Raw genomic sequence first — 21,469 nt, forward strand, 5'->3', positions numbered from 1 at the left:
CGATTGCTATTTCAGGGCATATTCCGGGGTAGACCACTAAAGGCGAGCGGAATAGACCACTTTTTGCGCCGTCGCGGAGCTTGCCCGGTGAATCGGTGTCTGACCTGCGAAAAGAATCAGTTGCCGCTAGCAACATTTACGCACCGGGCGCGCGGCCCGCGCACCCAACCGCAGAACCGTCCAAATATCAAGCGTTCGGGCGATCCTGAATTTCGAGACGATTGAGTTCTCCGCACCGGTTTCAGCCCATCGGGCCTAGGGTAGATCGGAATCGTCGAAGGACAGAAAAGACTCGGGGACTGGATCTGGGAGGGCACCCTTGTCAACGCAGTACGTGCCGGCACGAGCGGCCGGCGACCGGAAAAACGGGTCTGCGACTGATCAACCGTTCGCTTACCTCGAAGAGCTGCCGTTTCGAGACAGATAGCGAAGCCCGATGGATGCATACGCCCTGCAACGCAGCTGGGACCAGGTCACCGAACACGGCGAGCAGGTCCCGCTGTACTTCTACTCTCACCTGTTCGTGTCCTATCCCGAAGTGCGATCGATGTTCCCGCTGTCCATGTCCAACCAGCGGGACAAGTTCGTCGGCGCCCTCGGCCGGATCGTGAGCCACGCCGACCAGATCGAGAACGACGCGTCCTTCCTGCAACACCTCGGCCGCGACCACCGCAAGTACGCCGTACTCGCGGAGCACTACAACGCGGTCGGCGCCTCGCTGTGCGCGACGCTGATGCACTTTCTCGGGTCCGACTGGGACGAGGAGCTCGCCGCGCACTGGACCGCGGCGTACCAGGTGGTGGCCCGGATCATGGTCGAAGCCGCCGAGATGTCGTCGGAGTCCAGCCCCGACTGGTGGGATGCCGACGTGATCTCCGCCGAGCGACGGACGATGGACCTCACGCTGCTCACGGTCCGGCCGCGGCGCCCGTTCGAGTTCCGCCCCGGCCAGTCGGTGTCCATGGAGATCCCGCAACGCCCCCGGCAGTGGCGGTACTTCAGCCCCGCCAACGCCCCGCGCTCGGACGGCTCGATCGATCTGCACGTCCAGCAGATCGACGGCGGGCTGGTGAGCCCGACCGTGGTGCGTTCTTTGAAGGTCGGCGACACCGTGAAGCTGGGCGCGCCGGTCGGTGAGCGGCTGACGCTGCGCGACAACGCCGCGCGGGAGTTGCTGCTGGTCGCCGGTGGTACCGGTCTGGCTCCGCTGCTGGCGCTGGTCGAACAGATCGACCGCGAGTGGCATCGGTCGGGCAGCGGACCCCTGGTCCACCTGCTCCACGGCGTCCGGATGCCCTGGCATCTCTACGACCGGCCCCGGCTGCGCGAACTGGCGCAGACCCGCGCGTGGTTCGAGTACACCGAAGTCGTGTCCGACGACCCGTCCTATCCAGGCGTCCGCGGAAAGGTCGGCACAGTCGCGGCCCGTCAGGCCTTGCACGGCCGGACGGCGATGGTGTGCGGCGGCCCGCAGATGGTCGCCCACACGCTCGAGCGGCTCGCCGCCGCCGGCATGTCCCCCGAACACATCAAGTACGAGCACTTCTACTACGCGGCCGCGGACGAGCACACGGCCGGGCCATCGCTATCACGGCAGGAGACACCGAGTGAGGACCAACAACCACCGCGACACCTCTCCGCGACTGACACCGCGGTCGATCCGGGACGAGACGTTCCAGCGGCGGATGCGTGGTCTCGACGCGGGCGAGGTCTACGGCTACCTCGATCGGCTCGCTGACCAGGTGCAGGCCATGGACCAGGAGCTCGGCGACAGCCGCTCCGAGATTGCCCGTCTCCAGGCCGAGCTGCAGCGCGTGCAGGGGGAGCTGGACCAGTACGAGCAGGCCGGCGACCGGGTGAACGAGCAGGTCGTCCAGATGTTCAGCCAGGCACAGCTCGTGGTCGAGGAGATGGTCCAGGACGTCAGCCGGGACGCGCGCGAACGCATCGGGCAGGCCCGCGAGCACGAGCGCAGGATCGTCGCGGAGGCGATGGACACGGCCGGGCAGCAGGTTCGGGCGTACGCCCAGACGGCCCAGGCGCAGATGCAGTCGATCGTGAGCTCGTTCGCCACCGAGGTCGATCAGCTCGCGGCCACGGCGCAGCCCGGCGAACCGGGTCATGTGGCGCCCGACCCGCTGTTCGACGCCCCCAGGGACACTCCACCGCGTTTCCGGACCGGGAGCGGTCCGGGGGCCGCAGGCTAGGGACCGACTCCGTGCCAACTCTTCGGAGACCCGCCCAGGCACACGACACAACAGAAGTTCTCGCTGCCGTCGGCACGTCAGGTTGTGGAGGCACGACATGAACGACTCACCGGCGACATGCCCGTTCCACGACGTCGCGGCCGACCAGCCGGCAACACGGCACAGTCCGCTGGTGGCTGTCGCATTCGCCGTGGCCGGCCTGGCGGTGTCCGGCGTCACCATCGGCGCGGTCGAACTCGGCTGGGACCTGTTCGTGAGCCGCGCGGGTGTCGTCGTACCGGTCGTGGCGATTGTTTTGCTGGCAGTGGGGATTTGCGCACACCAACTCGTCGCTCGCCCTGGGGAGCAGCTGCTGCAGGTCGGCGACCGGCCGTGGCCGCAGATCCCGCGCGCTGGCCGACGGGCGTCGCCAGGACCTGGAAGGGTCCGGGCCAGACCGGTGCACCGGCGCGATCCCGAACCAGCTCCGGAGACCCCGGGAAGCGATGCGATTCGCGCAGCGGCCGAGGAGTTCTTCGAGCTCTACCACGCCGAGAACCCGCAGGCCGGCTGGCTCGGACCGCGGCTCGCCGCGGTGATGCGCGAGATCGACCTGACCGGCACGTACTGGCACACCCCTGAGGAGTTGGCGTTCGGCGCTCGCGTTGCCTGGCGCAACAATGCACGGTGCATCGGACGCCTGTACTGGCGCAGCCTCCAGGTGCGCGACCTGAGGACCGTCGGCGACGCCGGCGGCGTTGCCCGGCACTGCTTCGACCATCTGCGCGCGGCGCACAACGGCGGCAAGATCCGGCCGATGATCAGCGTGTTCGCTCCGGAGACTCCGAACCGGCCCGCCCCCAGGATCTGGAACGAGCAACTCATCCGGTACGCCGGCTACGAGCAACCGGACGGGCGCGTGCTCGGGGATCCCCGCTACGTGTCGTTCACCCGCGAACTCGTGCGGCGCGGGTGGCAGCCGCCCGAGGTCCGCGGAGCCTTCGACGTACTCCCGCTTGTCGTGGAGACCGTCGACGAGGGACCGCGGATGTTCCAACTCCCCTCGCAGTCGGTCCACGAGGTCTCCCTCGAGCACCCCGAGCTGGCGTGGTTCGCCGAGCTGGGCCTGCGGTGGCACGCGGTCCCGGTGATCAGCAGCAATCGCCTGCTGATCGGCGGGGTGTCCTACCCGGCCGCTCCCTTCAACGGCTGGTACATGGGCACGGAGATCGGCGCCCGGAACCTGGGCGACAGCGACCGTTACGCGCTGGTCCCCGAGGTCGCCCAGCGGCTCGGTCTCGACACCTCCGACGAGGCGACGCTGTGGCGCGACCGTGCCCTGGTCGAGATCAACCGCGCCGTACTGCACTCGTTCCGGTCGAGCGGAGTCAGCATCACCGACCATCACACCGAGTCCCGCAGATTCCTCGTCCACCTGGAACGGGAGGAACGCGCCGGCCGCCGCTGCCCCACCGATTGGAGCTGGATCGTTCCCCCGATGTCCGGCTCACAGACCCCGGTCTTCCACCGCCTCTACGACAGCGAACTACAGGTCCCCAACTTCTTCGCCGACCCCGACGCCACGACCCGAGCTCTGCACGGCACTCCCCCGGCCTTTCGTTGAAATCGGCAACGGCTGGGTGGAATGCCGCAGGTACGGCGGGATGTTGTTCCCAGCAGAATCAACATCTCAGGAGGAAGCCATGAGTACCGACTTCAAGTTCGAGGCGGTCGTCATCCCGGTGACGGACGTCGACCGGGCGAAGGAGTTCTACCAGCGGCTGGAGTGGCGCCTCGACGCCGACTTCGCCTTCGACAACGGCTTCCGTGTAGTGCAGTTCACGCCTCCGGGTTCACCGGCGTCCGTCCAGTTCGGCAGCAACATCACGACCGCCGAACCCGGCTCCGCGCAAGGCCTCTACCTGATCGTCTCCGACATCGAGACCGCCCGGGACGAACTCGCCGCCCGGGGCGTCGACGTCAGCCCGGCGTTCCACCCCGAGACCCCAGGCGCCCAGTTCCTGGCCGACAACCCCGGCCGCGCCACGGGCCCCGCGGACGAACGCGCCAGCTACGGCTCGTTCGCCACGTTCGCCGACCCCGACGGCAACACCTGGCTCCTCCAGGAAGTCACCACCCGCCTCCCCGGCCGGGTGGACGCCACGGAGGTCACGTACACCTCAGTCGAAGACCTTGAGCAGGCCCTCACCCGCGCCGCGACGGCCCACGGCGAACACGAAGCGCGCAACGGCGGCGAGCACGATGCCGAGTGGCCGGCGTGGTACGCGAAATACATGCACGCGGAACGCACCGGCCAGGAGCTTCCGCAGTAGCTTCTCTCATCGAGGTCTTCTGACGTCCTTCAGAAGACCTCGATGCTCACCGGGGCCACCGGCCAGCGGAGTGCGGCCGTCAGCGCATTCAGAGCGCCGGCAGTGTTCTCCGTGACTCGACCCGTCGCAGCGAACTCGCTCAGCGCACGACCACCCAGGTACGCCGCGGAGAGCTCCCTCACCGACAGCGAGACATCCGGCGCTGACTCGGTGGGTTCACAAGTAGCTTGCTCGGTGTCACCGGTCAGCCGGTACCGGCCGTTGTTGGTCTTGATCAGGTCATCGGTCACCTCGATCACGACGTCCACGCTGGTCGCATACCGTCGCTGCTCCAGCGCCCGGCCGACATCGGTGATCCGAACCCACAGCGACTCCCCCAGCCGCCGGGTGAGCGCCAACGGATTGGTCACCAACTGCTGCAGCGGCTCGTCGAGCGCGCCATGGCCGTACTCGAGCTTGCCGGCCAGGTCGAGCGTCAGCAGGTGATGCCACAGCGCGTGGTAGGCGTTCGGCTCGAGAGCGACGAACTCCTCCACGGTCACCTCGTTGGCCGGACCCGCTGGTCCCCAACTCAACTTGCCGCGCCACAGCGCGTACCCGTCCAAGCCGCCGGCTTCGTCGCGATGCACAAGGATGTGGCGCGCGGTCTTCCCACCGCGATGGTCCGGCTTGTCCTCCAACCGCCTGCGCCACTCCAACTCCGACCGCCCCGACACCCCCGGCCGCTTCTCCTGCAGCCCCCGAAGCATCGGTGCCAACTGCCCCGCGGCGTCCTCGGCCGGCACTTCCTCAAGACGACCGGCCCCGCTCGTCACCGGATACGGCTTGATGTTCCGCAGATCAGCCTCGTACGACACACCCCAAGCAGCTGGCCCGTACCCGAACCGCCCGTAGATCCCCGGCTCGCTGGCCCACAGCACCGCCAACGCCTCTGGCACTTCGCGCAACTGCCGGCTCATCAAGCTGGACAGGATCCCCCGCCGGCGATGAGTGGCTTTGACGCCGACCGCCGTGATGTGCGCAGCCGGCACCACAGCCCCCGGCACCGACAGATCCCGAGTCATCGCCTTCGCAGTACCGACGAACTGATCACCATCCACGGCCACCAACGCCCGCTCCGGCTCGAACAGCTCCCGATCGAGATCGCCCGGCGCGCTCTCGAACATCATCGCCGCCCCGAACAACGCCGCGAACTGATCGTGCTCGTCCGCCGTCGCCGCCCGCACCTCGTACTCGGAGTTCACCATGCCCTGCATCGTCACACGCGCGACCGACATTCCTCGACCCAGTTTCGGTTCGACAGGCGCCCAGCTCACAGCTCCGTGAAGCGCGCCGCCGAGCCCTCCGTAGTCCAACCGATGAGCAAACTTCTAGACCGCCGCCCGGTTCTGCGACGATCGGTGAGTGGCACGAGTAGCGGTGACCGGAAGCAGCGGGAAGTTGGGGCGCGCGGTGGTTGATCACCTCGCCGAGCACGGGTGGGAGGTGATCGCCCTCGACCAGGCCCCGCCGGCGCGGGCCGACGTGACGTCGACCCGGCTCGACCTGACCGATTTCGGCCAGACGTACGAGGCGATCGCCGGCATCGACGACCGCCACGACGGTGTCGACGCGGTGGTGCACCTGGCCGCGATTCCCGCGCCGGGTCTGCGCCCGAACGCAGCGACGTTCCAGAACAACATCACCGCGACGTACAACGTGTTCTCAGCCGCCCTGCGAGCCGGCGTCCGCAACCTGGTCTGGGCATCGAGTGAGACCGTCCTCGGCCTCCCCTTCGACGAGTTCCCGCCGTACGTGCCGGTCGACGAGGACTACCCGCCGCGCCCCGGCAGCACCTACTCGCTGGTGAAAACCCTCGAGGAGGAAATGGCCCGTCAACTCTGCCGCTGGCACCCCGACCTCAAGCTGATCGGCCTACGGTTCTCGAATGTGATGTACCCCGAGGACTACACCCGCTTCCCCTCGTTCGACACCGACGCCCAGGCCCGCAAGTGGAACCTCTGGAGCTACATCGACGCCCGCGACGGCGCCCAGGCGGTCCGCAAGGCGCTCGAGTACGACGTGACCGGCACCGACGTGTTCATCGTCGCCAACGCGGACACCGTCATGTCCCGCCCCAACGAGGAACTGCTCGCCGAAGTCTTCCCCGGCGTACCGGTGAAGCGCCCGTTCGGCCCGAACGAGACGCTCCTGTCAATCGACAAGGCCCGCCGCCTCCTCGGCTACGAACCGCAGCACTCCTGGCGCGACAGCTAGCGGCCCACCCTCGTCTCTGACCTGCTGAATATCAGCGGATCCGAGATGGCGTGTGGACAGAGAACCAACCCCCGACCACCGCACGCCTAAAACGAGGGCGGCGGAGGAATTCAGAACAGAATGAACGCTGACGCTGAGAGATACCCGGAACTCGACGCCGATGAGCGCACCACGCTCAGCCAATTCCTCGATCAGTACCGTCACCGGGCGCTTTCACGCCTCGAACGGCTGACGGACGCGCAGGCGCGAACGAAAAGCCTGCCGGCGACAGACCTGACGCCGGGTGGAATTGTGAAGCATCTCGCGCACATGGAAGATCACTGGTTCATTGCACGAGTCGGAGGAGGCGAGCTTCCTGAGCCGTGGGCGTCGGCGCCGCTCGACACCCAACCGCAGTGGGCCTTCGAGTCCGCGGCCGGTGACACAGTGGAGGAGATTTCCGCGCTATACCGGGCGGCTTGCACTCGTAGTCGCCAGGTGGCCAGCCGGCTTCCGACACTCGACACGACCGCGCCCCGCCCCTCGTTCGGGAAGGGCCCCGTGACACTTCGCTGGGTCATGGTGCACATGCTCGAGGAGACGGCCTGCCACGTCGGCCACCTCGACCTGCTCACCGATGCTCTACCGGCCGATCCTCGATGGCTCGGGGCGGGTCTGTAGTCGCCCGCGAACCACCGGCCTGGCTGCAGCCGTACGCCAACAGCAGCCAGGCAACTACCACTCTATTTCTCTCTCTTTGTCTTTTGTCTTTGCGCGTCCTGCTTTATCTGATCCGCATACCCGAGATCGCCCTCGAGATCACCAAACGCTGGATCTCGCTGGTGCCCTCGAAGATGGTGTAGATCTTGGCGTCTCGGTGCATGCGTTCTACCGGGTACTCGCGCGTGTACCCATTGCCGCCCAGGATCTGGATGGCTTCTTCCGTCACCTTCACCGCGACCTCGCCGGCCTTCAGTTTGGCCATCGAGCCCTCGCCGTGGCGGTAGTCGGGGGTTTCGCCTCGCATCAAAGCTGACGACATGTTGGCGGCTCGCCACACCAGCAGACGAGCGGCGTCGATCTCCATCGCCATGTCGGCCAGCTTGAACGCGATGCCCTGGTTGTCGATGATCGGGCGGCCGAACTGTTCGCGGCCCTTGGCGTAGTCGAGGGCGAACTCGTACGCCGCTCTCGCGATACCGATGGCCTGGGCGCCGACGATGTGGCGGGTCATCTCGAAGGTGGCCATGGAGGCGTTGCGGGCTCGACCAGCAGAGTCCTGGGGCTCGCGGGCCTTGGCGAGGCGGGCGTCGAGTTTCTCCTTGCCGCCCAGCACGTTCTCCGCAGGGATGCGCACGTTGTCGAGGAAGACATCGGCAGTGTGGGAGGCTCGCAGGCCGTGCTTCTTGAGCTTCGTGCCCTGCTCCAGGCCCCGGACCTCGGACTTGGGGACCACGAAGGCGGCCTGGCCCTTGGTGCCCAGTGATGGGTCGACCGTGGCGACGACGACGTGGATGTCGGCGATGCCGCCGTTGGTGGCCCAGGCCTTCTGGCCGTTCAGGACCCACTCGTCGGTCTTCTCGTCGTACGTCGCCCGGGTGCGGATCGCGGAGACGTCGGAGCCGGCGCCCGGCTCGGACGAGCAGAACGCGGCGACCTGTACGTCGTCCGCCGTGCCGTAGCAGCGTGGGAGCCACTGGCTCCACTGCTCGGGAGTGCCGTTGGAGAAGATCGCCGACGACGCGAGGCCAGTGCCCACCAAGGACATGCCGATGCCGGCGTCACCCCAGAACAGTTCTTCCTGGACCAGCGGCATCAGCAGGCCGGACGGGTCGATGAACAGGTTGATGCTCGCCTCGAGCCCGTACAGGCCGATCTTCGCGGCCTCCTGGATCACCGGCCACGGGGTCTCCTCGCGCTCGTCCCACTCCGACGCGGCGGGGCGGATCACGTCGGCGGCGAAGGTGTGGGCCCAGTCGCGCAGCTCGCGCTGCTCGTCGTTGATCCCGAGCGAGAACGAGCTCCAGCCCGGTCGGGACCGCTCGGCGCCGAGTTCGCCGGCCAGCGACATCACATCGGCGGAGACGGACGGCTTCGGGTCGGTCATGGTCATCGAGTCCTCCGTACGGCGCGCCGCGAGGGGCCGGGCGCAGAGCAGCGGGTCACACAGCAGGGGCACAATCAGCATCGAGCGGTACGGCGTACCGCGCAGGCCGATGTTACCCGCGAGTGTAACCGTCGTTTGCACCCGGGGGTAGCGATGTGGCTAAGATCGGGTGCATGAGCTCCGCGCTGCTCGCGATCGGACGCCGCCGGACCACGGCGGAGCGCCGTCGCGACCGGGAGCGGGACATCATCCGCTGCACCCGCGAGCTGTTCGACGAGCGCGGCACGATCGACGCCCAGATCGACGACATCGCCAAGCGCGTCGGCATCAACAAGGCGCTGATCTATCGCCACTTCGCCGGCAAGGAAGAGCTGTTCGCGCTCACCCTGGTCGACTACCTGGGCGAGCTCGACGCGCGACTGAAAGAAGTCGACGGCCCCCGCCGTACGCCGATGAACCGGCTCAAGGCGCTCAGCGAGGTGTTCGTCGACTTCTGCCTGGAGTACCCGGCCTTCGCCGACTGCGCGATGAGCCTGCTGCGGCGTACCGGCGACGAGCTGTTCGGCGAGATCACCGAGCCGGTGATGACCAAGCTCGGGACGGCGATGGGCAGCGCGCTCCAGCGCATCTCCACCATCCTGGAAGCCGGCCAGCGCACGGGCGTGTTCGACGAGGTCGACACCGACTACCTCGCCAACCACCTCTACACCCAGACCCTCGGCTCGCTGCACATGGCGCGGATGGGACTGATCGTCTCCGCTGCCAAGCCGGGCCACCCGGTCGTGCACCACGCGGACATCGCCACCGTGCGCGAGACCGCCATCACCGCCACCCTCGCCACCGCTGTCGGCCGTCAGGCGCTCGGCGGAAGATCCACGAAACCCTCCAAGGCGACCGCCGGCCGCACCTCACGCACTACAGGAGACACACCGTGACCGAACCTCGCAAGGTAGCCGTCGTGGCGGGCAACCGGATCCCGTTCGCCCGCCAGGACAAGAACTACCGGCACGCGTCGAACTCGGACATGCTCACCGCCGCACTCAACGGCCTGGTCGACCGGACCGGGCTGGGCGGCGAGGAGCTCGGCGAGGTCGTCGCCGGTGCCGTGCTCAAGCACGCCCGCGACTGGAACATGGTCCGCGAGGTCGTGCTCGGCTCGAAGCTCGCCGCCACCACCCCGGCGTACGACCTGCAGCAGGCGTGCGGGACCGGGCTGGAAGCGGCGATCCTGGTCGGCAACAAGATCGCGCTCGGCCAGATCGAGGCCGGTGTCGCGGGCGGTGTCGACTCCGCCTCGGACGCGCCGATCGCGGTGAACGACAAGCTCCGCACGATCCTGCTCGACCTCAACCGGGCCAAGTCGTTCCAGGACCGGCTCAAGGTGCTGGCCCGGGTCCGCCCGAAGGACGTCGTACCGGAGATCCCGCGCAACGCCGAGCCGCGGACCCGCAAGTCGATGGGTGAGCACGCCGCGCTGACCGCGCTGGAGTGGGGCGTCACCCGCGAGGCGCAGGACGAGCTCGCCTACCGCTCGCACATGAACCTGGCCGCCTCCTACGACCGTGGTTTCCACGACGACCTGATCACGCCGTACCTGGGCCTGGACAAGGACCAGAACCTGCGCCCCGACACCACGATCGAGAAGCTGGCCAAGCTGAAGACCGTGTACGGCAAGGGCGAGACGGCGACGATGACGGCGGGCAACTCGACGCCGTTGACCGACGGCGCGTCGGCGGTGCTGCTGTCGACCGACGAGTGGGCAGCGGAGCACGGACTGCGGCCGCTGGCGTACCTGACCCACGCGCAGACCGCCGCGGTCGACTACGTGAAGGGCGCCGAGGGCCTGCTGATGGCCCCCGCGTACGCCGTACCGAAGATGCTCGCGCGCGCCGGGCTGACGCTGCAGGACTTCGACTACTACGAGATCCACGAGGCGTTCGCGTCCCAGGTGCTGGCGACGCTGAAGGCGTGGGAGGACCCGATCTTCTGCAAGGAGCGGCTCGGCCTCGACGCGCCGCTGGGCGAGATCGACCGCGCCAAGCTGAACGTCAACGGGAGCTCGCTCGCGGCCGGTCACCCGTTCGCCGCGACCGGTGGGCGGATCGTGGCGGCGCTGGCCAAGCAGCTGGACGAGAACGGCGGCGGCCGCGGGCTGATCTCGATCTGCGCCGCCGGTGGCCAGGGCGTCGTCGCGATTCTCGAGAAGTAGGAGCCTGAAGATGACGGACCGCTACCAGACCTTCACCCGGACGCCGCTCGGCCAGACCCTGGTCAAGAACCTCGGCCTGCCCGACCCCACCCCGCTGCCTCGCTGGACCGAGGGCGCACCGGTGATCGACGGGCCGGTCGTGTTCGGGTCGATCGGCGAGACCGACACCGGCAAGGCCATCCAGGCGCTGCTGCGCGACATCGGCGCCAGCTTCAGTACGGCGGCCGAAGGCGTCGCGTCGAGCGAACTGCGCCCGAAGGCGCTGGTCTTCGACGCCACCGGCGCGGCCAGTACGGCGGAGCTGAGCTCGCTGCAGCGGTTCTTCTCGCCCGTGATCCGCCAGCTCGGCGCGGCCGGCCGGGTGATCGTGGTCGGCCGGACGCCGGAGCTCGCGGCGACGCCCGAGCAGCAGATCGCGCAGCGCGCACTCGAGGGCTTCACCCGCTCGCTCGGCAAGGAGGTCAAGCGCGGCGCCACGGTCAACCTCGTGTACGTCGCGCCGGACGCCCAGGACCAGCTCGACTCGACGCTGCGGTTCTTCCTGTCGCCCAAGTCGGCGTACGTCGACGGGCAGGTGACGCGAATCGGGACCGGGCCGCTCGTCGCGACCGATCCGTCCGCGCCGCTGGCCGGCAAGGTCGCACTCGTCACGGGTGCCGCCCGCGGGATCGGGGCGGCGATCGCCAAGACACTGGCCCGCGACGGCGCGACCGTGATCGGCGTCGACGTCCCGCAGAACGCGAACGATCTGCGCAAGGTGATTTCCGCGATCGGCGGCAGCGAGCTGCTGCTCGACGTGACCGCGATCGACGCGCCGCAGCGCATCGCCGCACACGCCGAGGAGCACCACGGCGGGCTCGACATCGTCGTGCACAACGCCGGCATCACCCGCGACAAGCGGCTGGCGAACATGCGCACCGACACCTGGGACGCCGTACTGGACGTCAACCTGCGCGCTCCCGAGCGGATCACGGCGCATCTGCTGGAGTCCGGCACGCTGCACGACGGCGGTTCGGTGATCGGCGTGTCCTCGATCGCGGGCATCGCGGGCAACAACGGCCAGACCAACTACGCGACCTCCAAGGCCGGCGTGATCGGGCTGGTCCAGGCCTATGCGCCGAAGCTCGCCGAGCGGCAGATCCGGATCAACGCGGTCGCGCCCGGCTTCATCGAGACCGAGATGACCGCGCGGGTGCCGTTCGCGATCCGCGAGGTCGGACGCCGGATCAACTCGCTGCAGCAGGGCGGGCAGCCGGTCGACGTGGCCGAGACGATCGCCTGGTTCGCCGATCCGGCGTCGGCCGGCGTGACCGGCAACGTGGTTCGCGTGTGCGGCCAGAGCATGCTGGGAGCCTGACGTGCCGACCCGCCGGTACGACGATTCGCCGAGCTTCGGGGCGCTCTACGCCCGGACCGTGAAGGCGACGCTGCGCAGGGCCGAATACGAGCCGGACGTCGACGGGCTGACACTCGAACTCCCCGAGGTGCTGGTCGATCAGGACCACCTGGCGTCGTACCGGGAGGTGACCGGGTTCGCGGCCGGGCCGACGGTGCCGGTGACGTATCCGCACGTGCTGGCGTTTCCGCTGCACCTGGATCTGATGTCCGACCCGTCGTTCCCGTACAAGCCGATGGGGATCGTGCACCTGTCGAACACGATCACCCAGTACCGCCCGATCCCGCTGCACGCGGACCTGGCGATCACGGTGCACAGCGGCCCGGAGCGGCCGCATCCCAAGGGCACGGTGTTCGACGTACTGAGTGAGGTGCGGGTCTTCGGCGAGCTGGTGTGGACCGACTCGACGACCTTGCTGAGCCGGTCGGCCGGTGACGCCTCGGCGCACGCCGAGCTGCTGACCGATCCGGCGTTGGACGGTACGGCGTGGTGGGATCTGCGCGGGAATCTCGGGCGCCGGTACGCGTCGGTGTCCGGGGACCGGAACCCGATCCACCTGTTCAAGCTGTCGGCGCAGGCCTTCGGTTTCCCGCGGCAGATCGCGCACGGGATGTGGGCGAAGGCTGCCGCGTTGGCGTCGATCGAACGGGCGACGGGATTACCCAACGCGTTCGAGGTGCGGGTGGACTTCCGGAAGCCGCTGTTGCTGCCGTCGCGGGTGCAGTTCGGGCACCGAAAGTCCGAGACCGGTGTCGACTTCGGCTTGTACGACGAGAAGCACGAGCTGACGCATCTGGTGGGCAAGCTCACCGAGCGCTGACCCGGAAGCGGTTGAGGGTGGCGGTCAGCCAGATCCAGGCGAGCGCGATCGCTGCCCAGAAGCCGAGCGTGATGGTCTCACCGGCCGAGCCCGAGGCGATGCCGGCGAAGGCGGCCAGGAAGAGGGCGCCGGTGAGGTACGACGCTGTGGCCCATCGGGGTGCGTTCGTGCGCCGGAAGTAGTTGCCGACGACAACACAGCAGGCGATGAAGGCGAGGAAGCCGATCCCGCCGACGGCGAAGTGGGCGGTCCCGTGCCAGCTCATGGTGACCGGCTGGCCTTCCGGCGTACCGAGGGGGAATCCGAGGGCGGGGTCGGGGAGGAAGACGCCGGCCAAGGCTGTGCCTGCTCCGAAGACTGCGAGCAGGCTCGCGGCCTTCTTGCCGATCACTTGCCGCAGGCCGATCGCGCCGAGGATCACGAGGATGCCGGTGACGATGAAGTTCGCGGTCTGGATCCAGCCGTGGTTTCCCAGGGTCAGCATGCTGCCGGCGTGTTTGGTGGGGTCGAAGCCGTCCCTGGTGAACGCCTGCGTGAGGACGACCAGCAGGTTCAGCGGTCCGGCCAGTACGCCCGCCAGCAACAGGTTGTCGGTGGTGTGAGTGGTTGTGTTGATCCTCATGGTCTCGTCCCTTCGGCGTGGTGAGTGGTGCTCACCTACGCGTCGGACGAGCTGGTCCCAGATCGACACTGATCGCTACTGTTCCGGCCCAGGCACCGAAAGCGGGTTGAACCCGTACGGAAGCTCGAGGCGGTGCGCCGCCATCAGCGTCGGGTCGGCGAGCAGGTCCCGGGTTTTGCCGTCGGCGACGATCCGGCCGCCGTCCATCAGCAGGCTGCGTTCGCAGAGCTGGAGCGCGTACGGCAGATCGTGCGTGATCATCAACAGCGTGACGTCCAGCCCCGACAGGATGTCGGCGAGTTCGCGCCGGCTGGCCGGATCGAGGTTGCTCGAGGGCTCGTCGAGAACCAGAACCTCGGGGCGCATGGCCAAGACCGTCGCGACGGCGACCCGGCGGCGTTGGCCGTACGAAAGATGATGAGGAGCGACGTCCGCGTGGTCCTGCATGCCGACCTGGACCAGCGCCTCCTGGACCCGGGCGTCCAGCTCGGCGCCCTTCAAGCCGAGATTGGCCGGCCCGAAGGCGACGTCGTCGCGGACGGTGGGCATGAACAGCTGGTCGTCGGGATCCTGGAAGACCAATCCGACCTTCCGGCGGATCTCCGGCAGGTGCTCGCGGTGCAGATCCGTGCCGCCGATCTGGATCTTGCCGCTGCCGGTACCCCCGGCGACCGCGCCGAGGATGCCGTTGAGATGCAGTACGAGCGTGGTCTTGCCCGCGCCGTTCGGACCGAGCAGAGCGACCCGCTCACCGCGCCCGATGGTGAAGTCGACGCCGAACAACGCCTGCCGGCCGTCGGGATAGGCGAACACCAGACGCTCGACGTGGATCGAAGGGCTGCTCACAAGCCGACCACCCTAGCCGCCACCGCGACCGCGATCGCCGCCAGGGACACCGTGAGCCCGGTCAGCCACTGCCCGCGATCGGCGCCGCCGATCGACAGCAGCGGCATCCGGCCGGTGTAGCCGCGGGACTGCATCGCCAGGTGCACCCGCTCGCCGCGCTCGAAGCTGCGGACGAACAGCGCGCCCACTCCCCCGGCGACCGCCTTCAGGTGACCCGCGCGACCACCGGCGTACCCGCGGGACTCCCGGGCGATGCGCATCCGGTGCAGGTCGTCGGCGACGACGCTCAGGTAGCGAACCATGAACGACAGGATCGCGATCAGCGTCGACGGCAGTCTCAGCCGCTCGAGCCCGGCCAGCAGGTCGCGCGGCCCGGTCGACGCCGACAGGATGATCGCCGCGACCACCCCGAGCGTGCCCTTGGCCAGCACGTTCCAGGCGCCGAGCACTCCGGCCGACGACAGCGACACCCCCAGTACGTCGACCTGCGGGCCGGTCGCGACGAACGGCAGCAGCAGCGCGAACACGATGAACGGTGTCTCGACCGCGAGCCGGCGCAGAACCGTTGCGGGCGGCAACTTCGCGAGCACGACGCAGCCGAGCAGCAGGACGGCGTACAGCCCGAAGGCCCAGAAGACCGCCGCCGGGGTGGACACCACGGCCAGCACGAACAGCAGCAACGCGACGATCTTCACCTGCGCCGGCAACCGGTGGACCAGGCTGCCGGTCGGCACCAGCAGACCGTCTCCGGCCGAGCCGCTCACGACCGCATCGTCGCCGCGGCGAAGGAGCGCATCAGACCGTCGTGTCGACGTCGGCGTGAGTCGACGAACGCAGGGACGCGATCTTGGCGACCGCGAGCCCGACCGCGATCGTCACCAGTACGCCGATGATGCCGGCGAGCGCGCCCGAGACGTGACTGTTGCCGATTCCACTCACCCCGTAGTCGGCCAACGGGCTGCCGGCCACCGCCGAGTCCGTGGCCGCGCTCTCGAATCCGAGCTTCGCCCCGACGAACTCCAACCCGTCCGGGTGGGCGCTGGCGAACAAGCTGATCACTCCGGCGACCAGCATCGTCACCGCGACCCCGACGCCGAGGCTCCGCCCGGCGGGCCGAGCCGCGATCGGGCGGTCCGGCGACACGGTCGAGGAGTTGCCGTCGGCATCCACCAGGACCAGGTCGGCGCGCAGGTGACGCGCGGCGTAGACGAGATCGGGCCGCGTCGCGACGACCGCGCTCAGGACGGCACCGGTGATGACCGCCTCCCCCAGCCCGACGAGAACGTGCCAGCCGACCATCGCCGTGGCCAGTTGGCCGATCGGAATCTGGACCGTGCCACCCACGGCGTACAGGCCGGTGAAGGCGAGCGCGGACAGGGGAACCGACACGAGCGCGCCCAGCGCGGCCGACGGCACGATGCTGCCGACGCGCTTGGGCAGGACCTGCAGCAGGAACCGCGTGACGAAGTACCCGACGAGGACCGTGACGACGCCCATCAGCGTGATGTTCGTGCCGAGCGCGGACAGCCCGCCGTCGGCGAACAGCAGCCCCTGCACCAGCAGCACGGTCGACATCACCAGCATCGCCGTCCACGGCCCGACCAGCGCCGCCGCCAGCGCACCGCCGAGCAGGTGACCACTCGTCCCGGCCCCGACCGGGAAGTTCACCATCTGGACGGCGAACACGAACGCGGCGGTCAACCCGGCCAACGCCGGCCCGGTCTCCCGGATCTCCCGGTTGGCGCGCTGGAGGCTGATGCCGACGGCACCGGCCGCGATCAGCCCGGTCGCGATCGAGGTCGGTGCGTCGAAAAATCCGTCAGGGACATGCATACCCCCATTCTTGATCCAGTTGCGACCGGATCGCAACAAGGGCCGGTCAGAGGCTCTTCAGCGCCTCGCCGTAGGCCCGGTGGAAGGTCGGATAGGCGAGGATCATCTGCCGCAGCTCCCGCACCGGTACGGCGGCGTGCACCGCGACCGCGAGCCCACTCAGCACCTCGCCTCCGGCCGGTCCGGCACTGGTCGCACCGACCAGGACGCCACGCTCGGCGTCCAGCACCACCTTGATGAAGCCGTCGTTGCCTGCCTTGTGGATCCACCCACGGGTCGAGGCCGGGAGCGGCGTGATCGCTGTCCGTACGTCGAGACCCTTGTCGCGGGCCTGCTGCTCGGTCAGCCCGACCGCGCCGATCTCCGGATCGGTGAAGGTGACCCGAGGCATCGCGTGGTAGCTCGCCTTCGGGGCGTCCTCGGTGCCGAGGATGTCGTGCACGGCGATGTCGGCCTGGTACATGGCGTTGTGCGTGAAGGCCCCTACGCCGGTCACGTCCCCGACCGCCCACACGTTGCTCGCGGCCCGCACGTGCTCGTCGACGGCAACGAACCGCGCCGCCGGGTCGATGCCCACCTGGTCCAGCCCGAGCCCGGCCGCGTCCACCCGGCGACCCGTTGCCACCAGCAACTTCTCGCCGGTGACCGAGCTGCCGTCGCCGAGCCGCACGGTGAAGCCGTTGTCGTAGGCCACCGACTCCGCCCGTACGCCGGTCCGGATGGTGATCCCGTCCCGCTCGAGCGCCTCCCGGGCCAGCTCGCTGGACTCCGGCTCCTCCAGCGCGAGCAACCGGTCGAGCGCCTCGACCACGGTCACCTGCACGCCGAACCGGGCGAAGACCTGCGCCAGCTCCAGCCCGATCGCGCCGCCGCCGAGCACCACGATCGACGCGGGCAAGGTGTCGGCCTCGATCGCCTCGTGGTTGGTCCAGTACGGCGTACCGGCGAGCCCGTCGATCGGCGGCACCACCGGGACCGTGCCGGTGGCGATCACGATCCCGCGCGACGCCTCGAACGAGCGGTCTCCCGCCTGGACCGTGCCCGGGCCGGTGATCGTCGCGCGCTCCCGCAGGAACGTCACGCCCTTCTTCACCAGCCGGTCGACCGCGACCTGGTCGTTCCAGTTGTCGGTCGCCTCGTCACGGATCCGGCGGGCCACCGGCGCCCAGTCCGGCTGGACCGTCGCCTGGCCGGCCATCGCGTCGACGCGGCGCGTCTCGGCGATCAGGTTGGCGGCCCGGATCATCATCTTGCTCGGGATGCAGCCCCAGTACGGGCACTCCCCGCCGACCAGCCGCGGGTCGATGCCGACCACGTTCAGGCCGGCCTCCGCCAGCCGGCCGGCGGTCTCCTCGCCGCCAACTCCGAGCCCGACAACCACGACGTCCACCTGTTCAGCCATGAAGCCAAATCTCGCAGATGCCGACGCCGCCGGCCAAGCCGCGCGCCGGTGCGCCCGCGAGACGCCGGTCCGGACGCGGAAACGGTCACCACAGCGTCAGCAACCGTTCACCCGCGCTCCGTAACCTCACGAGCTGGAGGGGTGATGGGACTGGCAGTGGATTTCTCCGGGCTCGGGGACATCAATCTCGAGACCGTGATCGCCGCGATCGCACTGATCGGTACGGCGGCGGCCTGGCTGGTGGACAGGTACTTCCTGCGCCGCAAACGACTGGTCTACCGGGTGCAGGTGGACGCGCCGATCGGGGTGTTCCCCAGCTCGCACATGGTCGACGTCGAGGTCCGGCACCAGGGCGACGTGGTGGAGGAACCGAGCGTCGTGCTGCTGCGCGTCGACAACGCCGGCGGGATGGACATCGAGCCGCACCACATGCACGAGAAGGTGTCGTTCGCGTTCCCGGACCGCAAGATCGTCGGGCTCGAGGTGACCGAGGCCAAACCGGAGGCGCTCGGCGAGATGCTGCAGCGCCAGCTCGACTCGGAGAACTTCGTCGACACCAGCCGGCTGGTGATCCCGCGGATGGCGATCAACCGCGGGGACAGCTTCAAGTTCCTGCTCGTGCTCAGCGGGCGCGGCAACGGCGTCACGCACTCGGGCTACCTGGCCGGTGGGTCGGCCGGCGGCGGGGTCTACCACGAACCGCGGCCGCGCGGGCCCGGCCGGCGTACGTTGACGTTCGGCGCTCTGTCGCTGCTGCTGGTCGGGGCGCTGGTGGCCCTCTTCCTGGTCGACGTGCTGCAGCCGCCGGACAACTGCGCGGCCGGTCAGCTCCGGATCGTCGGGTCGACCGCGGTGGAGCCGACGGTCAAGGAAGTGCGCAGCGCGTACGTCGCGGAGTGCACCCAGGCCGACATCACGATCGCGGCCGGCGGGAGCCGCAGCGGAACGCGGTTGCTCGCCGACACCCAGAGCAAGGACGCGGCCGCGGCGGAGAACCTGATCGCGCTCTCCGACGGCCCGGCCGAGGAGGCCGCGAAGCTGCAGGGCCGGCCGGTCGCGGTCGTCGTCTTCGCGGTCGTGGTGAACCGGACGACCGACGTCAGCGCGCTGACCGTGAACCAGCTGCGCGACATCTACGCGGGCCGGCTGACGAACTGGAAGCAGCTCGGCGGTCGCGATCTGCCGATCCGGATGGTGAGCCGGGTCGGTCCGGACTCCGGGTCCCGCCGGACGTTCCGGGAGAGGGTTCTCGCCGGCGACCAGGAGCTCGGCATCACCTCGGACGACTGCCGCACCAAGGACGACCCGGTCGCGAAGCACCAGCGCTGCGAAGTCGGTACGACGGAGGAGCTGCTGAACCGGGTCGCGGACATCGAGGGCGCGATCGGGTACGCCGAACTCGGCGGCTCCCGCAAGTACCCGACACTGACGCCGATCGCGATCGAAGGCGTCGTACCGGCCACGCCGAACGTCGCCGACCGGACGTACCGGTTCTGGGAGGTCGAACACGCCTACACCGCGGCGCCGCCGAAGCCGGACTCCTTGCAGGAAGCGTTCCTCGACTACCTCACCTCGGCGCCGGCCAAACCGATCCTGGCCCGCGACGGACTGGTTCCGTGCGCGGACCTGCCGGGAGACTTCTGCGGATAGCCGATCTCGTGGACGATCCGGCGACTAATCTGCTGGCCTACCCGAGGAGGCCGCTTTGACCGTGATCGCGCACCTGAGTGACCCGCATCTGGACGGTACGCCGCAGGCGCGCGACCGGCTGCGCCGCGTCACGTCGTACCTGCTGGCCTTCCAGCGTCCGGTCGACGTCGTCCTGGTGACCGGTGATCTCGCCGACCACGGCACCGAGTACGCCGAGGTCGCCGCCGAACTGGCCGTCTTCGGCGATCTCCCGGTCCTCGTCCTGCCCGGCAACCACGACGTCCGGGCCGCGTTCCGCGCCGGCCTCGACGCGTACGTCGACGCGGTCGGCGGCGGTGATGATCCCGTTCACCAGGTGCGCGAGGTCGCCGGCGTGCGCTTCGTGCTGCTCGACACAACGGTTCCCGGCGAGGATCACGGGCTGCTCAGCGCCGATTCGCTCGACTGGCTGGACGGCGTACTGGCCGAGCCGGTCGACGGGCCGGTTTTCGTCGCTTTCCACCACCCGCCGGTGGGTCTTCAGCACCCGAAGCTGGATCAGTGGCTGCTGCAGGCGCCGGGGCAGTTCGCCGCGATCCTGCGCCGGCACCCGGTCACCGCGCTGCTCGGCGGCCACCTGCACAACGGAGTCAGTACGACGTACGCCGGTCTGCCGCTGTTGCTTGCCCCCGGCATCCGATCGACCGTCCCGCTGCCGTTCGAGCCGCCGACGCCCGGCGGCGGACTCGCCGACGACACGGCACCCCCCGGGCTCGCGGTGCACATCCATCGGGCCGACGCACCGCTGCTGACCAAGTTCGTGGAGCTGGCATGAGCGAGTTCGTCGTTCACCCGATCGGACGGGTCGAGTCGTTGCTGACGGACCTGGCCGACGCGCCGCGGCAAGGCGACGAGGTCCCGCTGGTCACCGTGCTCGCCGTCGAAGGGCTCCGCGTCCAGGTCGACCATCTGGAAGCCGTCGACGGCACCCCGCTGGTCGACGTCAAGCCCGTGCTCGGCGACATCGACGAACGCTGAGAGTCCGCTAAGAAGGTGTCGGTGACGACATCTTCGGGCCTACTCGACCGTTGATACTGGTGAGACGTTCTACGGAGGAATGCGCATGAGCCTGATCGGAACCCTGGTGGGGTACGCCCTGACCCTGTTCATCCTGGTGATGATCGTGCGCATGGTGCTCGACTGGACCGCCCAACTGGCCACCGGTCCGTCGCGCACCGGCCGGGCCCGCGAACTCACTCACGCCTGGACCGAGCCGGTGATCGCGCCCGTCCGGCGCAGGCTCCCGCCGCTACGAGCCGGCGGCCTCGCCTTCGACCTCGCCTTCACGGTGGTGTTCGTGGCCGCGCTGATCGTGCGCTCCATCGCCTTCAGTTTGTGACCAGGCCGTCCCAGGACCACCGCGGCACGGAAAGCCCGGCCGGTACGTCGGCCGCCGCGCTCGGGTACCGCGCCAGCGACACGGTCGTCGCCCAGGCGAAGTAGTCGTACAGCACCGAGAAGAGCCGATCACCCTCGACCAGCCCGATGTCGGTCAACGCCTCCGCGAAACACGCGATCGCGCGCCGATCCATCTCCTCGTGCTGCCCGTTCCCACTGTGCATGCGCACCACGACACTCTCGCCGCCGTACGACGCCGAGTACGTCTCCGGCCCACCCAGGGCCTCGGCCCAGTAGGCCGCCAGCCGTTCGGTGTGCTGCGGATGAAATCCGTGACTGAACGCGTGACCGACCACCTCGTCCGCCATCACCCGCCGATGCCAGGCATGCGCCAGCCGCCGAAGCCCGTCGTCCCCACCCACGGCGTCGTACACACTGTGCATCTGCCAACAG

At 69.0% G+C, this 21,469-nt stretch carries 22 protein-coding genes; 14 read left to right on the plus strand and 8 right to left on the minus strand.

Annotation, left to right across the window (positions count from 1 at the left end; translation table 11 throughout):
• The first annotated feature begins 436 nt into the window (after positions 1 to 436).
• The 4 genes from BWI15_RS21515 to BWI15_RS21530 all read left to right on the plus strand — a co-directional run bounded on the left by BWI15_RS21515 (position 437) and on the right by BWI15_RS21530 (position 4,519).
• Positions 437 to 1,738: a globin domain-containing protein gene (locus BWI15_RS21515; protein WP_077016286.1), complete on the plus strand. Its 1,302-nt coding sequence runs from the start codon at positions 437 to 439 to the stop codon at positions 1,736 to 1,738.
• Positions 1,686 to 2,207: a DivIVA domain-containing protein gene (locus tag BWI15_RS21520; RefSeq protein ID WP_083750921.1), complete on the plus strand. Its 522-nt coding sequence runs from the start codon at positions 1,686 to 1,688 to the stop codon at positions 2,205 to 2,207. The genes BWI15_RS21515 and BWI15_RS21520 overlap by 53 nt, the downstream gene beginning before the upstream one ends.
• A 97-nt stretch (positions 2,208 to 2,304) precedes the next feature.
• Positions 2,305 to 3,810: a nitric oxide synthase oxygenase gene (locus BWI15_RS21525; RefSeq protein ID WP_237771395.1), complete on the plus strand. Its 1,506-nt coding sequence runs from the start codon at positions 2,305 to 2,307 to the stop codon at positions 3,808 to 3,810.
• 79 nt (positions 3,811 to 3,889) lie between these two features.
• On the plus strand, positions 3,890 to 4,519 hold the full coding sequence (locus BWI15_RS21530) for a VOC family protein (protein ID WP_143465766.1): 630 nt from the start codon (positions 3,890 to 3,892) through the stop codon (positions 4,517 to 4,519).
• A 29-nt stretch (positions 4,520 to 4,548) separates the two neighbouring features.
• Here the strand turns inward: BWI15_RS21530 and BWI15_RS21535 are convergent, their stop codons facing one another.
• Positions 4,549 to 5,766 carry a GNAT family N-acetyltransferase gene (locus tag BWI15_RS21535; protein ID WP_077017173.1) on the minus strand — a complete coding sequence of 406 codons (1,218 nt, stop codon included), beginning with the start codon at positions 5,764 to 5,766 and terminating at the stop codon, positions 4,549 to 4,551.
• 157 nt (positions 5,767 to 5,923) lie between these two features.
• Here BWI15_RS21535 and BWI15_RS21540 point away from each other — a divergent pair, with 157 nt between their 5' ends.
• A complete protein-coding gene (locus BWI15_RS21540) occupies positions 5,924 to 6,775 on the plus strand; it encodes an NAD-dependent epimerase/dehydratase family protein (protein WP_077016289.1) in 852 nt (283 codons plus the stop codon).
• Between the two features lie 120 nt (positions 6,776 to 6,895).
• Entirely contained in the window at positions 6,896 to 7,435 is a 540-nt protein-coding gene (locus BWI15_RS21545) for a DinB family protein (protein ID WP_077016290.1), read from the plus strand.
• A gap of 103 nt (positions 7,436 to 7,538) precedes the next feature.
• Here BWI15_RS21545 and BWI15_RS21550 read toward each other — a convergent pair whose 3' ends face one another.
• Positions 7,539 to 8,867, minus strand: coding sequence for an acyl-CoA dehydrogenase family protein (locus BWI15_RS21550; protein ID WP_237771396.1), 1,329 nt, complete (start codon positions 8,865 to 8,867; stop codon positions 7,539 to 7,541).
• 167 nt (positions 8,868 to 9,034) lie between these two features.
• Here BWI15_RS21550 and BWI15_RS21555 point away from each other — a divergent pair, with 167 nt between their 5' ends.
• From BWI15_RS21555 to BWI15_RS21570, 4 genes are read left to right on the plus strand one after another with little or no spacing between them, the layout of a single operon-like run.
• Positions 9,035 to 9,796: a TetR/AcrR family transcriptional regulator gene (locus BWI15_RS21555; RefSeq protein WP_077016291.1), complete on the plus strand. Its 762-nt coding sequence runs from the start codon at positions 9,035 to 9,037 to the stop codon at positions 9,794 to 9,796.
• Positions 9,793 to 11,070 (plus strand): acetyl-CoA C-acetyltransferase, encoded by a 1,278-nt coding sequence (locus tag BWI15_RS21560; RefSeq protein WP_077016292.1) that lies wholly within the window; start codon positions 9,793 to 9,795, stop codon positions 11,068 to 11,070. Before BWI15_RS21555 ends, BWI15_RS21560 begins: the two co-directional genes overlap by 4 nt.
• 10 nt (positions 11,071 to 11,080) lie before the next feature.
• A complete protein-coding gene (locus BWI15_RS21565) occupies positions 11,081 to 12,427 on the plus strand; it encodes a 3-oxoacyl-ACP reductase (protein ID WP_077016293.1) in 1,347 nt (448 codons plus the stop codon).
• 1 nt (position 12,428) lies between these two features.
• Positions 12,429 to 13,286, plus strand: coding sequence for a MaoC/PaaZ C-terminal domain-containing protein (locus BWI15_RS21570; RefSeq protein ID WP_077016294.1), 858 nt, complete (start codon positions 12,429 to 12,431; stop codon positions 13,284 to 13,286).
• On the opposite strand, the gene BWI15_RS21575 is transcribed toward BWI15_RS21570, so the two are convergent.
• From BWI15_RS21575 to BWI15_RS21595, 5 genes are all read right to left on the minus strand, one after another.
• Positions 13,273 to 13,908 (minus strand): DUF998 domain-containing protein, encoded by a 636-nt coding sequence (locus tag BWI15_RS21575; protein ID WP_077016295.1) that lies wholly within the window; start codon positions 13,906 to 13,908, stop codon positions 13,273 to 13,275. The genes BWI15_RS21570 and BWI15_RS21575 overlap by 14 nt on opposite strands.
• A gap of 75 nt (positions 13,909 to 13,983) precedes the next feature.
• Positions 13,984 to 14,754 carry an energy-coupling factor ABC transporter ATP-binding protein gene (locus tag BWI15_RS21580; RefSeq protein WP_077016296.1) on the minus strand — a complete coding sequence of 257 codons (771 nt, stop codon included), beginning with the start codon at positions 14,752 to 14,754 and terminating at the stop codon, positions 13,984 to 13,986.
• Complete coding sequence (gene cbiQ, locus BWI15_RS21585; RefSeq protein ID WP_083750922.1) at positions 14,751 to 15,518, minus strand: cobalt ECF transporter T component CbiQ; 768 nt, start codon at positions 15,516 to 15,518, stop codon at positions 14,751 to 14,753. Before cbiQ ends, BWI15_RS21580 begins: the two co-directional genes overlap by 4 nt.
• 31 nt (positions 15,519 to 15,549) lie before the next feature.
• Positions 15,550 to 16,587 (minus strand): energy-coupling factor ABC transporter permease, encoded by a 1,038-nt coding sequence (locus tag BWI15_RS21590; protein WP_077016297.1) that lies wholly within the window; start codon positions 16,585 to 16,587, stop codon positions 15,550 to 15,552.
• 46 nt (positions 16,588 to 16,633) lie between these two features.
• Positions 16,634 to 17,989 (minus strand): dihydrolipoyl dehydrogenase family protein, encoded by a 1,356-nt coding sequence (locus tag BWI15_RS21595; protein ID WP_077016298.1) that lies wholly within the window; start codon positions 17,987 to 17,989, stop codon positions 16,634 to 16,636.
• A 144-nt stretch (positions 17,990 to 18,133) separates the two neighbouring features.
• Between BWI15_RS21595 and BWI15_RS21600 the strand changes: the two genes are divergently transcribed.
• The 4 genes from BWI15_RS21600 (at position 18,134) to BWI15_RS21615 (ending at position 21,017) form a co-directional block, all read left to right on the plus strand.
• Entirely contained in the window at positions 18,134 to 19,639 is a 1,506-nt protein-coding gene (locus BWI15_RS21600; protein WP_077016299.1) for a PstS family phosphate ABC transporter substrate-binding protein, read from the plus strand.
• A gap of 61 nt (positions 19,640 to 19,700) precedes the next feature.
• Entirely contained in the window at positions 19,701 to 20,453 is a 753-nt protein-coding gene (locus tag BWI15_RS21605; protein WP_237771474.1) for a metallophosphoesterase, read from the plus strand.
• Positions 20,450 to 20,656: a TrmO family methyltransferase gene (locus BWI15_RS21610; RefSeq protein ID WP_077016301.1), complete on the plus strand. Its 207-nt coding sequence runs from the start codon at positions 20,450 to 20,452 to the stop codon at positions 20,654 to 20,656. The genes BWI15_RS21605 and BWI15_RS21610 overlap by 4 nt, the downstream gene beginning before the upstream one ends.
• Positions 20,657 to 20,741: 85 nt before the next feature.
• Positions 20,742 to 21,017 carry a YggT family protein gene (locus BWI15_RS21615; protein WP_077016302.1) on the plus strand — a complete coding sequence of 92 codons (276 nt, stop codon included), beginning with the start codon at positions 20,742 to 20,744 and terminating at the stop codon, positions 21,015 to 21,017.
• Here BWI15_RS21615 and BWI15_RS21620 read toward each other — a convergent pair.
• The gene (locus tag BWI15_RS21620) at positions 21,007 to 21,459 is read right to left on the minus strand and encodes a group II truncated hemoglobin (protein ID WP_077017176.1); all 453 of its coding nucleotides are present in this window, start codon (positions 21,457 to 21,459) and stop codon (positions 21,007 to 21,009) included. The two genes, BWI15_RS21615 and BWI15_RS21620, sit on opposite strands and share 11 nt — an antisense overlap.
• Positions 21,460 to 21,469: the final 10 nt, after the last annotated feature.

The sequence above is a fragment of the Kribbella sp. ALI-6-A genome, from assembly GCF_001984195.1.
Taxonomy (GTDB): domain Bacteria; phylum Actinomycetota; class Actinomycetes; order Propionibacteriales; family Kribbellaceae; genus Kribbella.